Here is a 14,748-nt window from a genome sequence, read left to right on the forward strand (position 1 = left end):
AGGGGCTGAGGAGAGGGGAGAAAGCTGTTTTTCTCAGCTTTCCTCCGCTTCTCCGTTCTCCTCCGCTTATCAAATTCTGTTTCTTTGGCGATGGATTCATGACGGCCCTCACCTCAGTGCTTATGCGTCATCTGAGCCAGAGCGGCCTTGAGGCGCGATTCGGAATCCACCAGGAAGTTGGCGCGGACGACGACTTCGTCCCCTGCCGACAGACCCGAGCGGATCTCCACCTGCTCGCCCACGGTGGCGCCGGTGGTGACTTCCCGGGGCTCGAACTTGCCTTCGCCCAGGGAGACGAACGCCACCTTGGTGGTGCCCGCGTCCAGCACGGCGTCCAGGGGGACGAGGAGGCCCTTGCGGCCCGGGCCGTGGATCACCACGTCACCGAACATCTCGGGCTTGAGCAGGCCGCCGGGGTTGGAGAACTCCAGGCGGGCCTTGGCGGTGCGGGTCTTGGGATCCATCACCGGATCCACGAAGGCGATACGCCCCTTGAGGGTCTTGCCCGGCGCGGCCTGGACGGTCAGCTCGGCGGGCAGGCCCACCTTCACCCGGCCCAGCTCGGCCTCGTAGACGTCCACCTGCACCCAGACGCGGCTCAGGTCCGTGATCTCGAAGGGGATGTCCGCCGGTGTGAGCCGCGCGCCCTCCACCACGTTCTTCACGGTCACGATGCCGGAGATGGGGCTGCGCAGCGTGAGGGCCCGCTGGACCTCGCCAGTCTTCTCCAGCCGATCGATAGCCTCGGAGGGCACGTCCCAGAGCAGCAGCCGCCGTTTGGCCGCCTCCAGGAGCTCGCCGCCCGACTGCTGCAGCGAGCCGCTGCTCAGGGCCTTCTGGGTCTTCAGGGCCAGCAGGTACTCCCGCTGGGCGCTGACGAACTCCGGGGCGTAGAGGCTGAACAGGGGCTGGCCCTTGGCCACGGGCTTGCCGACGTAGTCCACAAAGAGCTTCTCCACGAAGCCCTCCACCTTCACGTTCACCTTGCGGACGCGGGTCTCGTCGATGGCCACGCGGCCCAGGGCCCGCAGCTCGCCGCTGACGGTCCCCTCCACCACCTTCTCCGTGCGCAGCCCGATGAGCTGCTGGCGCTCGTGGTCGATCTTCACCGTGGCGTGGGACTCGATCCCCGCGCCTTCGCCTTTCAGGTCGCCTTCGTAGACGGGAACATAGTCCATCCCCATCTCGTCCTTCATGGGCACCGGCGACGTCTGGCTGGGGTTCATGGGCGAGCGGTAGTAGACGATCTTGCCCCTGTCCTTGGGAGCCTCGCCCTCCATGGGCACCAGGTCCATGCCGCAGATGGGGCAGGTGCCGGCGTGGTCCTGGATGATCTGCGGGTGCATGGGGCACTGGTACATCTGCTTCTTGGGCGCCGCCGCGCTGGCGGCCTCGTGCTCATGGTCGTGCTTCGGGGTGGGCCGCAGCATCAACGTGCCGCCGATGCCGGCCACCAGCCCCAGGGCCACCAGGCCGAGGGTGCGGAGGCGCGGGGCGCGGGCCGGGGTCGGCGCCGGGGAATCGAAATCAGGTCGTTCGGTGGTCATGGGGGATCTCCTACATCTTCGACATGGCGGGGCCGCTGTCCTGGGCCTGGCCCGGGGCTTTGGCGGAGGTGGCGGAGGCGGTCGGGGAGGCGGCGGCGCCGGCGGCAAGACTGGCGGAAGCCAGCGACCCCCCGGTGATGGACGGCGTGGTGCCGAGGGCCGCTTCGTTCAGGGCGATGTGCTGGGCCTGGAGCTGGGCCAGGGTCTGCAGGTAGGCCCCCTGGTCGCCCACCCAGCCGTTGAGGGCTTCGAGGGCGCCGAGGAAGGGCGCGCGGCCAGCCTCGTACTGGGCCAGGGCGGCCTTGAAGGTGGCCTCGCTCTGCACCAGCAGGCCCTCGCGGTAGAGGTCACGGGTGCGGCGCAGGGTCTCGATCTGGATGGTCCGTTCCTCGGTCCGCTGGCGCAGGAGCGTTCGCACGGATTCCACCTCGGCGCCCTGGCCGAGGCGGTGGTGCTCATGCTCGGCGATGGCGCGCTGCTGCTTGGAGCGGCCGTAGATGGGCAGGGAGATGCTCACGCCCACCTGCCACATGGGATCCAGGCTGCCCCGGGGCATGATGCCGGCGGTGACGGCGAAATCCGGGCGGCGGTCCAGCTTCGCCAGCTCCACCAGCTTCTCGGTCTGCCGGACGTTCGCCCGCGCACCCGCCAGCTCGGGGCTGCGGGCCTCCACCTGCTCCGGCGTGAGGGCCGCGGGCTCCGGCAGGTCCGCCAGCGCCGCCGTGGTGGGGATGGGATCCGCGGGATCGTGCTGGCGCAGCCGGTTCAGGGCCGCGAGGGTGCCGCGCTCCTCGGCCTCCAGGGCCCACGTGGCCTGCTTGAGGCGGGTCAGCTCCAGCTGGGCGCGCAGCAGGTCGCCCTGGCTGCCCTGCCCCACCTCGTAGCGGGTGCGGGCCAGGCGCTCGGCCTGCTCCAGGAAGACGGACTGCTGGGCCAGCAGCTCCTTCTGGCCCCGCACCAGCAGGAGGGCCGCATAGCCCCGGCGCACATCGGCCTCCAGGCTCATCTGCACGCGGCTGCGGGTGGCCTCGGACACGCCGACGCCGGCGGCGGCCACTTCCTTCCGCAGGCCACGCTTGCCTGGCCAGGGGAAGGGCTGGGTGAAGGCCACGCTGTAGAAGCTGGTCTCCATCTTGCCAACCTGGATCCCGTTGAAGCCGTCGTTCTGGAGGCCCAGCGACAGGGTGGGATCGGGCAGCACGCCCGCCTGGGGAATGCGCTCCTGGTCCATGCGCACGGTGGCCTCGGCCTTCTGGATGTCAGGATGCTTGCCGAGGGCTTCGACCAGGAGGTCCGCCAGCACCGGATCGGCCGCTGTGATCGGCATGGATGTGGTTGGGTGGTGGGGGGCCTGGGCCAGGGCCGGCGCGGCGAGCACCAGGGCCGGGGCCAGGCGCAGCAGCGTGCGCATGGGGATCTCCGGAAACGGGAAAGAGGGTCGGCCCACTCCCAAGAGCGGGCAAGGCTTCGCTCAGTCCCGGATCAGATCCGGAAGGTGCTCAGGTGCGCCAGGTGCCGACCCAGATCCGGGTCGCGCCCACCCTCGGCGCGGAGGGGCAGGGATTCCGCTTCGACCGAGGCCGCGCGGTCCCAGCCGGTCGGCTCGGGCCGGGGCTCGGTCCGGCGCTGGCCCTGTTCAGCCCGGCGGGCGGCCTGCGTGGCCACCACCTGCTGGCGCTCGGCGCAGGCGCCGCGCTGGGGAGCGCGGTTCCCTTCCGGCTTCGGGCAGGGGCAGGGATCGTCCATGCCGGGCGGCACGGTGCCGCAGCAGCACTCGTGGGGCTGGGCTGCCGTCCGGTCACCCGCCAGCGCCCAGTCCCCGCCCACACCGCCCAGGAGCAGCGCGACGGCCAGGATGGTGCGCAGGATCGTCCGCACGGAGAAACCTCCGGATTCACCCATCATATGCCTTCCATCCGCATGAAAGGTTCAAAACCTTTGACGGTCGTCACAGGCATTCCCGGATCGCCCGGCCTCCAGACGGAGGCTCCGCGCGCTTCGGCGCTACGATGGACGAATGGGCACGATTGAAACCGCGGACCTGGCGATCATCGGTGGCGGCATCGCCGGACTGAGCCTCGCCTTCCACCTGGCCCGGGCCGGCCAGGGGGGCCCAGAGAGCGTCATCCTCCTGGAGCGCGAGGACCAGCCCGGCACCTACGCCAGCGGCCACAACGCCGCCGTGGCCCGGTCCCTGACCGGCCGCGACGAGCACACGGCCCTCACCGTGGAAGGGCGACGACGGCTGGCGGAAGCCGGCCTGATGACCGCCGGCGGCGGCCTCCTGGTGAGCGTGGAGCGCGGCCCCCTGGACGTCTTCGAGGCCGAGGCCGGACGCCACGGTGTGGAGGTCCACCGCGGCGCGGGCATCCCCCTGCCCGGCCTCCGGGCCGCCGAGCACCTGGCCATCCCCGGCGATGGCGTCATCGACGCCGCGGGCCTGCTCCAGGCCTGCGCGGAAGGCGCCCGGGCCGGCGGCGCGGACCTGCGCTTCGGCTGCGGCGTGAGCGAAATCCGCCCGACGCAGGACGGCTTCGACCTGGACACGGATCGCGGGCCGCTCCACGTGAAGGCCCTGGCCATCGCGGCCGGCGCCTGGGCCGGCGAGCTGGGCCGCCAAGCGGGCTCGCAGATCGCCTACACGCCCCTTCGGCGCTCCCTGGTGTGGAGCGGCGCGGCCCATCCCCAGCGGGATCCCTGGGCCTGGTGGGTGGATCGCCCCTTCTACCTGCGGCCTGAGAGCGGCGGCGTCCTCATGTGCCCCTGCGAGGAGGTGGCCGTGCCCCTGCCCCCGCGCGGGCGCCAGCCAGACACGGACCCCGCGGTGCTCGAAGGCCTCTTCGCCAGCCTGCGCGAGCTGGCGCCGGACCTGGCGGAACGCCCCATCACCCGCTACTGGACCGGCCTGCGCACCTTCGCCCCGGACCGCCGCTTCGTCGTCGGCTGGGACCCCTGGAACCCGCGCCTCTTCTGGTCCGCCGGCCTGGGCGGCCACGGCATGACCAGCGGCCTCGCCGTCGGCCAGCTCGCCGCCGACTGCTACCTCCGCAAGACCACCGCGGGATCGCTGAGCCCTGACCGGTTCAAGTAAAGAGAGGGAACCGCGAAACACGCGAAAGGGCGCGAAAAAGAAAACGGATCCTCACCAAGACAAAAAAACCTGATCCTGATGTCTGGTGCCGTTCTTGGCCTCTCGACCTGATTCCTTCCTCTCTTTTCCTTTCGCGCCCATTCGCGTTTTTCGCGGTTACCGTCCTTAGCCCTTCGCGGTTTCCTGTCTTTCAGGATGTCCCCATGACCACGCTCCGCGTCGCCCTCGTCCAGCAGGACACGGTCTGGCAGGACCCGGCCGCGAACCTAGCCCGGGCGCGGGGGTTCGCGGAGGCGGCGGCGCGGGCGGGGGCGCGGGTGGCGGTGTTCCCGGAGCTCTTCACCCTGGGCTTCACCATGGCGCCGGAGCCCTTCGCGGAAAGCATCCCGGGCCCCACCACCGAGGCCGTGGCGGCGCTGTCGCGGGAGTTCGGCCTCTACCTCGTGGGTTCCGCGGTGGAGGCCCACGCGCCGCACCCCCGCAACGCGGCCTTCGTCACGGCGCCGGACGGCTCGCTGGTGGCCGCCTACCGGAAGATCCACCCCTTCTCCTACGGCGAGGAGCACCAGCACTATTCCGGCGGCGAGGACTGCCCCCTGTTCGAGGTGGACGGCATCCCCTGCGGCCTGCAGATCTGCTACGACCTGCGCTTCCCCGAGCCCTTCCGCTCCCTGGCGGTGCGAGGCGCGGAGGTGGTCTTCGTGCCCGCCAACTGGCCCGTGCGCCGCATCGCCGCCTGGTCCACGCTCCTCGCGGCCCGCGCCATCGAGAACCAGATGGCCGTCTGCGGCGCGAACCGCGTGGGTCGCGACGGGGCGGGCCTCGACTACCCGGGCGCCTCCGCGATCCACGACGCCTTTGGCGCAGTGGTGGCGAAGGGGAACACCGCCGAGAGCCTGGTGGTGGGCGACCTCGACCTCGACGCCCTGCGGGCCTGGCGGAAGCGCTTCCCGGCCCTGGGGGACCGCCGGCCGGAGGTCTACCGGCGCCTGGGGATGTGAACCCGGGGTCCACCGCCCCCGAGGGCCTTTGATCACCTCTACCTGGGCGGCGCGCGGAACCTAGAATGGGTGCGTATGCGAAAGGTGCCGCGCTGGGCCGCCGTCCTCCTCGCGATCGGGGCCGGGGCGGTTCTTCTCGTGGCGTGGCTCCTCCGGAAGCCGGGCCTGGAGGTGAAGGTCGCCCGTGTCGAGGTGGGGCCGGTGGAGGAGATCGTCGCCAACACCCGGGCGGGCACCGTGAAGGCCCACCGCCGGGCCAAGCTCTCGCCGCAGATTCCCGGCGTGGTGACCGCCCTGCCCCACCGCAAAGGTGGCCGGGTGGGCGCCGGGGACCTGCTCCTCCAGATCGAGAATTCGGTCCAGCGGGCCGCGCTGGCCCTGGCGGAGGACCAGGTGCGCACCGCGGAGGCCCGGACGCGGGAGGCCTGCCTGGCCGCCGACCTGGCGGAGAAGGAGCTGGCCCGGGGCCTGGCCCTGAGCCGGGACGGCGTCCTCAGCCCCCAGGCCCTGGACGCCCTCCAGAGCGCCCGGGACCGCGCCGCCGCCACCTGCCAGGCCCTGCGCGCCGCCCTGGAGGAGGTCCGCAGCCAGGTGCGCCTCGCCCGGGCCCAGCTCGCCCTCACCCAGCTCCGGGCGCCCTTCGCGGGCATCGTGGCCGAGTGCTCCGGCGAGGTGGGCGAGTGGATCACGCCCGCGCCCACGGGCATCCCCATCCCGGCGGTGCTGGACCTCTTCGACCCCGCCACGCTCTACGTCAGCGCGCCCATCGACGAGGTGGACTCCCAGCGGGTGAAGGCCGGAATGCCGGTGCGGATCGCCGTGGACTCCCACCCCGGCCAGAAGCTGGCGGGGCGCCTGGACCGCGTGGCGCCTTACGTGCTGGACGTGCAGGAGCAGAACCGCACGGTGGAGATCGAGGTGTCGCCCCTGGATCCCTGGTCGGCCCAGGGCTTCCTGCCCGGCACCTCCAGCGACGTGGAGGTGATCGTGGCGCGGCGGGACGGCGTGCTCCGCGTCCCCACCGCCGCCCTGGCCGAGGGCGGTAAGGTGCTGGTGCTGGCGGACGGGCGGCTGGCGGAGCGCACCGTCCAGACCGGCCTGCGCAACTGGCAGTTCACCGAGGTCCGCTCGGGCCTCGCGGCGGGGGACCGGGTGGTCACCGTGCGGGACTCCCCGGCCATCCGCGCCGGGGTTCGCGCCCGCGCCCGCGAACAGGGCCGGGAGGGCCCATGATCGAGCTTCAGGGCGTGTGGCGCACCTACCCCGTGGGGGAGGGCGTGGTCCATGCCCTGCGGGACGTCAGCCTCGCCATCGCGCCGGGTGAGCACGTGGCCCTCATCGGCCCTTCGGGCTCGGGCAAGTCCACCCTCCTGCACATCCTGGGCTGCCTGGACCGCCCCAGCCAGGGCCGCTACTGCCTGGAGGGCCGGGACGTGGGCACGCTCTCGGAAGCCGAGCGGTCGCTGCTCCGGCGCACACGCATCGGCTTCGTCTTCCAGTTCTTCCACCTGCTGCCCCGGCTCACGGCCCAGGGCAACGTGGAGCTGCCCATGCTCTTCGCCGGCGTCCCCCGGGAGGCGCGGCGGGCGCGGGCGGCGGAGGCCCTGGCCTCGGTGGGCCTGCTCCCGCGGGCCGGGCACCGGCCCGACCAGCTCTCCGGCGGGGAGCGCCAGCGGGTGGCCATCGCCCGGGCCGTGGTGATGAACCCCGCCATGGTGCTGGCGGACGAGCCCACGGGCAACCTGGACCGCGCCTCGGCCCAGGAGGTGATGGGCGTGCTGGAGGCCATGAACCGCCAGGGCCTGACCCTGGTGGTGGTGACCCACGACCCGATCCTCGCGGCCCGGGCGAAGCGGGTGGTGCACCTCGCGGACGGCGTGCTGGCGGACGCGCCCGCCGGGGAGGCCTAGGTGGCCTTCCTGGACCTGCTCGGCTTCGCTCTGGGCGCCCTCCGGGGCCACCGGCTCCGCACGGCGCTCTCGGTGACGGGCGTGGCCATCGGCATCACCGCGGTCCTCGCCCTCACGGCCCTGGGGGAGGGCGCGCGGCGCTACATCGTGGACGAGTTCGCCACCCTCGGCTCCAACCTCGTCATCGTCCTGCCGGGCAAGGTGGAGACCACTGGCGGCATGCCCTTCGGCGGCGTCACCCACGACCTCACCCTGGAGGACCACGCCGCCCTCGCGCGCCTGGGGCGCCTGAGCCGCGCCGCGCCCATCGCCGTGGCCACCGAGACGCTGCGCCACGGGGACCTGGGCCGCTCGGCCCCCATCCTGGGCACCACCGCCGAGTACCAGGAGATCCGCCGCCTGCGTTTGGCCGCCGGAACCTTCCTGCCCTCCGGCGATCCCGACCGCTCGGGCACGGAGATCGTCCTCGGCACCAAGCTCGCCTGGGAGCTGTTCCGCGGGGAGAGCCCCCTGGGCCAGGTGGTGCGCGTGGGCCCGGACCGCTTCCGCGTGGTGGGCGTCCTCGCGCCCCGGGGTCTCTCCATGCTCGGCTTCGACCTGGACGAGGCGGCCTTCATCCCCGTGCGCACGGCCATGCGGCTGTTCAACCGCACCAGCCTCTTCCGCATCGTGGCCGAGGTGCGGATCTTCGCCGAGATGGACCAGGCCAAGACGGATGTCCTGGCCCTGCTGAAGGACCGTCACCGCGCCGAGGACGTGACCGTCTACACCCAGGACGCCATGCTCGCCTCCTTCTCCGCCATCCTCCGGGTCCTGACGCTCTCGCTGGCGGGCATCGCCTCGGTGTCCCTGGTGGTGGCCGGCGTGGGGATCATGAACGTCATGCTCGTCTCCGTCACCGAGCGGCGCGCGGAGATCGGCCTGCTCAGGGCCCTGGGCGCCCCGGCTCCGCGCATCCTCCTGGCCTTCCTGGCCGAGGCGGTGATCCTGGCGGCCCTGGGCGGCGCGGCGGGGCTGGCGGCCGGCGCCGCCGGCGTGGGCCTCCTGGCCCTCGTCTACCCCGACTTCCCCGTGGCCATCCCGCTCTGGGCCGTGGGCGCGGCCGTGACCCTCTCCTTCCTGGTGGGTGTGGGCTTCGGCGTGTGGCCGGCGCGGCGGGCCACGCAGCTCGACCCCATCGCGGCCCTGGCGCGGAGGTGAGCATGCTCCTGCTGCCGCCCGCCGAGCTGCTGCGCTTCGCCCTGGGGGCCGTGACCGGCCACCGGCTGCGCTCCGCCCTCTCGGTGCTGGGCGTGGGCATCGGCGTGGCCGCCGTGGTGCTGCTCACCTCGCTGGGGGAGGGCACGCGCCAGTACATCGTGGCCCAGTTCAGCCAGTTCGGCACCAACCTGCTGGCCATCAATCCCGGCAAGGTGAAGACCATGGGCGTGCCCGGCGTGTTCGGCGGCACCACGCACCTGCTCACGCCTCAGGATGCCGAGGCCCTCCGCCGCCTGCCCGGCGTGGAGGCGGTGATCCCCGTGGCCATGGGCCAAGGCCGGGTGGAGTTCGGCGGGCGGGGCCGCAGCGTCTACATCTACGGCGTCAACCACGAGCTGCCCCGCGCCTGGGGCGTCGGCACGGCCCAGGGCAGCTTCCTCCCGCCCCTGGACGCCGGGCGCCGGGCCTCGCTGGCGGTGCTGGGACCCAAGCTGGCGCGGGAGCTCTTCGGCAGCGACTCGCCCCTGGGCCAGCGCATCCGCATCGGCTCCGAGAGCCTCGTCGTCATCGGCGTCATGGAGCCCAAGGGCCAGCTCCTGGGCTTCGACCTGGACGACACCGCCTACATCCCCGTGGGCACGGCCATGGGCCTGTTCAACCTGGCAGAGCTGCATGAGATCGACCTGCTGGCGACCACCAGCGAGGGCATCCCCGCCCTGTCGGACCAGATCAAGGCCACCCTCATGGCCCGGCACCGCGGCGAGGAGGACTTCACCCTCACCACGCAGACCGAGATGCTCGAGGTCTTCGGCCGCGTGATCGGCATCGTGACCCTGGCCGTCACCGCCATCGCCGCCATCTCCCTCGTGGTGGGCGCCATGGGGATCCTGACGGTGCTGTGGATCTCCGTGCACGAGCGCACGGCGGAGATCGGCCTCCTCCGGGCCCTGGGCGCGGACGGCGCCACCGTGCAGGCCCTCTTCCTCCTGGAGGCCATCCTGCTGGCCCTGGGCGGCGGCCTGGGCGGCCTGGCCTTCGGGGTGCTGGTGCAGCTGGTGCTCCGCCTGGTGGTGCCCGGCCTGCCTCTGGCGACGCCCCCCGAAGCCGTGGCCGCCGCCCTCCTCATGACCCTCGCCGTGGGCGCCGCCGCGGGCGTGCTGCCCGCAAGGAAGGCCGCCGGGCTGGATCCCATCGAGGCGCTGCGGGCGGAATAGTCCTGGGGACAGAGAAAGAAGAACGCGAAGGACGCGAACGCCCTTCGGACGGGCGAAGGGCGCGAAAGGGGCTTGGCTCTTCCCGCGCATCCCGGCACGAATCCACCTGGAAGGATCGAACCGCAAATGACGTGAATCGCCCTTCGGGCGCGCGAAAGGCGAACGATCCTCCTCCCGCCTCCACGCGCATGGCGCGGCTGGGGGTCGAAGGCCCAGGCGGCCCATCTCCGCCGCGTTTCGCGCCCTTTCGCGTCATTCGCGGTTCCTTGCTTTTCTCGCCTAGTCAGGCCGATCACCAGAGACGTCGTTTCATCCCGCTCGTCTCAGGTGGTGGCCACCAGGAGCTCTTCCGCGGAATCGGGGGGGCGGAGGCCGTCGGTGCGGTTCGCGAAGTAGCGCTGGGCCAGGGTGCCGGAGGAGACGTGCCGCGCGTCGCGGAAGCCGGCCTCGCGGGCGAGGGCCACCAGCTCCGGCGGATCGAAGAAGCTGAGGAAGGGCGTGCCGCTGGCCCGGGCGCCCTCCATGGCCCGCGCCATGCCGGGGCGCACCTCGGGGTCGGACATCTCGACCGGCACCAGGAAGGACATCACCAGCGTGGAGCCCGGCGCCAGGGCCGCGACCCGGCCCAGCGTGGCCGCCACCGCCTCCCGGGTGAGGTACATGCTCACGCCCGTAGAGGCCACCACCGCCGGCCGCGCCGGGTCGAAGCCCGCCGCCGCCAGCCGATCCCACTCGCCGTCGCCGGCCTCGAAGTCCACGGGCACGAGCCGCAGCCAGGCAGGGAGGCCGTAGCCCAGGTCCAGCAGCCGCTGGCGCTTCCAGGCCTGAGGCCCGGGCTGGTCCACCTCGAAGACCGTCATGCGGGCGGCGAGATCGGCGCGGCGCTGGGCGAAGGTGTCCAGTCCCGCGCCCAGGAGCACGTACTGCGCCACGCCCCGACCCGCCTGTTCCTCCACCCAGTCCTCGATGAACCGCGCCCGCGCCAGGATGGACGCCCGGAAGGGTCGCGTGAACGGCGCCATGTCCGGCCGCTCCCGCCAACCCGCCTCCGGCCCCGCCAGCCGCAGCCCCACCTCGTCCCGGAACACCGCCGGCGGCGCATCCACCTCCAGATGCAGCGCCCGCCACAACGCCACCCGAATCGCTGTGCTGTCTGGTGAAGCCATCGATTCCCCGCCCATCAGGCCCCCGAAAGAACAGCCACCGAGGGAAGTCTAGCGAGGAGTGAACGGCGTTCAGAAATAGGAGGCCAAGACAATTCAGCGCTAGAAAATAAAAATCAGCGCAATGGTTCAGAACCCGGAGATAGAGCCTGGACGGTTGCCAATAATCAAGCAATATGCAAATAACGAAACCGGATGAAAATATGAATTATATGTTTTATTCATTTAAAAAATAATGAACTATTTTTTCTTGGAAATAAATTTTAAACTACCCTTACATCCCGTAATTGAATATTGTGTGCACCCCCAAAATGCTTTCCATCTATCATTAGAATGCGGTTTTATAACTCTCATTAGTGAACCACATTTGGGACAAACAGGATCAGATTTGGTAATTTCTACTTTTTCTTTACGCGGTTTCCGTTTCAAAGATGCCGAAGAACTTCCCCATCTAGCCCAACCAGCAGTTTTTCTTGCAGAAAGCATATCCCATCTGGCCCTCCACCTACCTTTGTTTCGAGTAACACCAAGAACCTCGGCAAGAAGTGGACCAGTTTCCTCTGCAAGTTCCTGAGGTCCTTCTGTTGCGTTCTGACAGGTGGGACACTCCACTCTAATAATATTTTTGTCACTATTTAATAAAAACTCAATCCCTACCTCACCACAACCAGGGCAGCAAAAACCATATGTCTTTATCAGTTCACGCAGTTCATCTATCGTTATAAGTTCCAAGCGGCGAAGATGTGCTTTTACCTTATGTGTTCCCTCATTAATGCGATTATTTCTTTCGTGATGAGATACGAGTGTAAAATATCTTGTTTTTATATCACCCCATATTCTCTCATGACCTTTCTCTGGCTCAAGTGCGTGATGAAAGCTACATAGGGAGACAAGATTACCAGGTGTATGTGTCCCACCCTCAGCTACAGGTAACATATGATGAACATGCAATTCTAACCTAGATGGGCATCCAGTTACTTGGCAACGATAGAGGTCCCTACTGATAACAACAGAGCGCAGATATTTCCAGAATGGCGGGTAGCCAGGCCAATGATTAAAAACTGTAAGAATTTTATAATCCCGGGATGTCAATTCAGCCGTAGGGTCATGAAAGTGTTTTAATATTGGCTCATTTGGCAAAGGATTGTTTTGCTCCCATTGAGATTTCAGATTTAGCCATTCGGTTAGTTTTTGTCTATTAAAAAATTTTTCAAAATAGCCAATAATTAATAATATTAAAGTCAAAATTAAAAATTTAGAGCTAATATAAGCAAAAAAAATTGATGCCCAACCAATAACAATCAAAATGCTTTCTTCTGATTTGTACTCGAACTTTTTTCGAAATTCTTCCCATGCCAGTCTTCGCGCCTCCATAGCAACGAGAAATTGGCGATGGAGAGTTTCATATTTTTCTGGATAAGAGATTATTGCTACTTCAGAATAACAGTTCTGACAAAGGAATGATCTATTATTCAATAAAATACCGCTGGCACAGACTTTTTCGCATAATATACAAGATATCCTTGCATCGTTAATTAAATTTTCATTGTAGGCTTCATTTCGCTCTATAAGTTGCGCCAAATCCACACGACTTAGAAACTTCGACGGATTAAACTCAGAATGCCAAGTCTCAGTGATCATATATACCGGCTCGCGAAAAGGAACTGACGGCCCCCGACATAGTTGATTATTGTACGTGGCATAATTTTAAATCTTGCGTCTTATTATAATATTGATTTTAAACTTATCCGAGATTTCTAAGCATGTATATTCGATCGGGATCATAGTGTTGTCAATCCTATATCCATCTCTTTATCTGTTCACTTTTATCTGTGTTCATCTGTGTTCATCGGTGGCTAATTCTTCTTTTTCATTTTTCAGGATTCGCTGGCGCATCCCGTTTGTACCACTGGGCCTGCCCATAGACGGGCTTCACCTTCTGTTCCAGTGCCTCTAGCTGGCGAGCATTCAGCGGCAGGAACTCGCCCGCGATGCGGACGTTCTCTTCGAGCTGGGCGATGTTGTCCACGCCGATGATGACGGTGCTCACGGGGTGGCTCAGGGTGTAGCGCATGGCCTCCTGGATGGTAAGGGTGCCGGGGCGGTCGTGCTTGGCGGGGCCGCGCTGCTTCTCGGGCGGTGGCGGCTGGACGCCCGTCAGGAGGCGGCCGCGGGCGGGGATCTTCATGCCGATGATGCCCATCTCCTTCTCCACGGCCAGGGGCAGCAGGGTCTTCTTGAAGGGCAGGTGCCAGGTGTCGGCGGCGTTGAAGGCCATGAGCACCGTGTCGAAGGGGAAGCGCCGGATGGCCTCGGCCAGCACGTCCGGATCCGTGTGGCCGCTGAGGCCCAGGAAGCGCACCAGCTTCTGCTCGCGCGCCTTCTGGAAGGCCTCCAGGGCGCCGCCCTTGGCGCAGACGCGCTCCACATCGTCCATGGTGCTCATGGCGTGGAGCTGCCAGAGGTCCACGTGATCGGTCTGGAGCAGCTTGAGGGAGGTCTCCAGCAAGCGCAGCGAGCCGTCCGCCGTGCGGTCGTGGGTCTTGGTGGCGAGGAAGGCCTCGGCCCGCCGCCGCTTCATCACCTGCCCGAAGTACTGCTCGCTCCAGCGGGCCTCGCCGCCGTAGCGGGCGGAGGTGTCGCAATAGTTCACGCCCAGGTCCAGGGCCCGCTCGATGAGGGGGATGGCCACCTTCTCGTTGTGGGGCTTCTCGATGGACGCCTGGCCGCCCAGGCTGAAGATCCCCACCTTGTGCCCCGTGCGCCCCAGGTTGCGGGTGGGCATGGCCTCGGCGGTGGCGGGATTGAAGGGCGGATGGGGCACGGGATGGTGGATCACGGGCTCGGCGCCCGCCGGTTCCAGGGTCGGCTCCAGGGCCGGCTCCATGGCCGCGAGGCGCGTGGCGACGAGGCCCGCCGCGGCGGCGGCCCCCAGCTTGAACAGGTCGCGTCGGGTGGTGCCGGCCTCGGACATGGCGTCCTCCGTGGGATTCAGGATCTGGCCGTCATTATCGCGCCAGAAAGGTCTCCAGGTGCGCCAGGGCTTCGTCAACGGCCCCATAGGTCCGGAAGGCCACGCCGTCCTGCCGGATGCCCGTGAGCATCTTGCTGACGCGGACGCCCTCGCGGGCCAGGCAGAGCACGGGCTTGCCGCGCTCCAGCGCGTAGGCGATCTCGAAGCCCACGCCATGCGACGGCGTGCTGACCTCGGCAATGACCGCCTCGCTGGCGCGGAGCCAGGCCGTGTCGCGCTCATACACCGCCTCGGGCGCCAAGCCGCCGTCCGAGACCATGGCGGAGGCATCGGCCAGGTGCGCCGTCAGCACCCGATGCCCCAGGGCCTCCATGCGGGCCACCAGCGCCGCCACCACGGGCTGGTCCCCGCGACCGCCGGTGAGGGAACACGAAAGATACAGATCCACCTGATGCCTCATGGAAGAAAAGTGATCCCCAGGGTCACACAGCCTCGGGGGCGGGGGAACGACTGAAAGAAAAGGAGGAACGCGAAGGGCGCGAAGCAAGGAGCGAAGGGCGCGAAGGAGGCTTGAAAAGTGAACAACCGCGAATGACGCGAAGGGGCGCGAATGGCGGCGGAGATGGGCCGCCTGGGCCTCCGGCCCCC

At 67.8% G+C, this 14,748-nt stretch carries 13 protein-coding genes; 6 read left to right on the forward strand and 7 right to left on the reverse strand.

The window, feature by feature from the left end; all coding sequences use genetic code 11:
* Nucleotides 1-113: 113 nt before the first annotated feature.
* The 3 genes from MLG87_RS05300 to MLG87_RS05310 all read right to left on the reverse strand — a co-directional run bounded on the left by MLG87_RS05300 (nucleotide 114) and on the right by MLG87_RS05310 (nucleotide 3,425).
* The gene (locus MLG87_RS05300) at nucleotides 114-1,547 is read right to left on the reverse strand and encodes an efflux RND transporter periplasmic adaptor subunit (protein ID WP_243294155.1); all 1,434 of its coding nucleotides are present in this window, start codon (nucleotides 1,545-1,547) and stop codon (nucleotides 114-116) included.
* A 10-nt stretch (nucleotides 1,548-1,557) separates the two neighbouring features.
* A complete protein-coding gene (locus MLG87_RS05305) occupies nucleotides 1,558-2,958 on the reverse strand; it encodes a TolC family protein (protein ID WP_243294156.1) in 1,401 nt (466 codons plus the stop codon).
* Nucleotides 2,959-3,029: 71 nt separating this feature from the next.
* Nucleotides 3,030-3,425, reverse strand: coding sequence for a hypothetical protein (locus MLG87_RS05310; protein ID WP_243294157.1), 396 nt, complete (start codon nucleotides 3,423-3,425; stop codon nucleotides 3,030-3,032).
* Between the two features lie 139 nt (nucleotides 3,426-3,564).
* Between MLG87_RS05310 and MLG87_RS05315 the strand changes: the two genes are divergently transcribed.
* The 6 genes from MLG87_RS05315 (at nucleotide 3,565) to MLG87_RS05340 (ending at nucleotide 9,963) form a co-directional block, all read left to right on the forward strand.
* Nucleotides 3,565-4,638: an NAD(P)/FAD-dependent oxidoreductase gene (locus MLG87_RS05315; protein WP_243294158.1), complete on the forward strand. Its 1,074-nt coding sequence runs from the start codon at nucleotides 3,565-3,567 to the stop codon at nucleotides 4,636-4,638.
* A gap of 203 nt (nucleotides 4,639-4,841) precedes the next feature.
* On the forward strand, nucleotides 4,842-5,639 hold the full coding sequence (locus MLG87_RS05320; RefSeq protein WP_243294159.1) for a nitrilase-related carbon-nitrogen hydrolase: 798 nt from the start codon (nucleotides 4,842-4,844) through the stop codon (nucleotides 5,637-5,639).
* A gap of 75 nt (nucleotides 5,640-5,714) precedes the next feature.
* Nucleotides 5,715-6,872 (forward strand): efflux RND transporter periplasmic adaptor subunit, encoded by a 1,158-nt coding sequence (locus MLG87_RS05325; RefSeq protein WP_243294160.1) that lies wholly within the window; start codon nucleotides 5,715-5,717, stop codon nucleotides 6,870-6,872.
* Nucleotides 6,869-7,549 carry an ABC transporter ATP-binding protein gene (locus tag MLG87_RS05330; RefSeq protein ID WP_243294161.1) on the forward strand — a complete coding sequence of 227 codons (681 nt, stop codon included), beginning with the start codon at nucleotides 6,869-6,871 and terminating at the stop codon, nucleotides 7,547-7,549. Before MLG87_RS05325 ends, MLG87_RS05330 begins: the two co-directional genes overlap by 4 nt.
* Entirely contained in the window at nucleotides 7,550-8,749 is a 1,200-nt protein-coding gene (locus MLG87_RS05335; RefSeq protein ID WP_243294162.1) for an ABC transporter permease, read from the forward strand.
* A gap of 2 nt (nucleotides 8,750-8,751) precedes the next feature.
* Entirely contained in the window at nucleotides 8,752-9,963 is a 1,212-nt protein-coding gene (locus MLG87_RS05340) for an ABC transporter permease (protein WP_243294163.1), read from the forward strand.
* 323 nt (nucleotides 9,964-10,286) lie between these two features.
* On the opposite strand, the gene MLG87_RS05345 is transcribed toward MLG87_RS05340, so the two are convergent.
* The 4 genes from MLG87_RS05345 to MLG87_RS05360 form a co-directional block, all read right to left on the reverse strand.
* Nucleotides 10,287-11,129: a class I SAM-dependent methyltransferase gene (locus MLG87_RS05345; RefSeq protein WP_243294164.1), complete on the reverse strand. Its 843-nt coding sequence runs from the start codon at nucleotides 11,127-11,129 to the stop codon at nucleotides 10,287-10,289.
* 237 nt (nucleotides 11,130-11,366) lie between these two features.
* Nucleotides 11,367-12,767: an HNH endonuclease gene (locus MLG87_RS05350; RefSeq protein ID WP_243294165.1), complete on the reverse strand. Its 1,401-nt coding sequence runs from the start codon at nucleotides 12,765-12,767 to the stop codon at nucleotides 11,367-11,369.
* A 229-nt stretch (nucleotides 12,768-12,996) separates the two neighbouring features.
* Nucleotides 12,997-14,100, reverse strand: a complete 1,104-nt coding sequence (locus MLG87_RS05355; protein WP_243294166.1) for an aldo/keto reductase — start codon at nucleotides 14,098-14,100, stop codon at nucleotides 12,997-12,999.
* 34 nt (nucleotides 14,101-14,134) lie between these two features.
* Nucleotides 14,135-14,548 carry a nucleoside 2-deoxyribosyltransferase gene (locus MLG87_RS05360; RefSeq protein WP_243294167.1) on the reverse strand — a complete coding sequence of 138 codons (414 nt, stop codon included), beginning with the start codon at nucleotides 14,546-14,548 and terminating at the stop codon, nucleotides 14,135-14,137.
* Nucleotides 14,549-14,748: the final 200 nt, after the last annotated feature.

The sequence above is a fragment of the Geothrix mesophila genome, from assembly GCF_022808835.1.
GTDB classification, from domain to species: domain Bacteria; phylum Acidobacteriota; class Holophagae; order Holophagales; family Holophagaceae; genus Geothrix; species Geothrix paludis.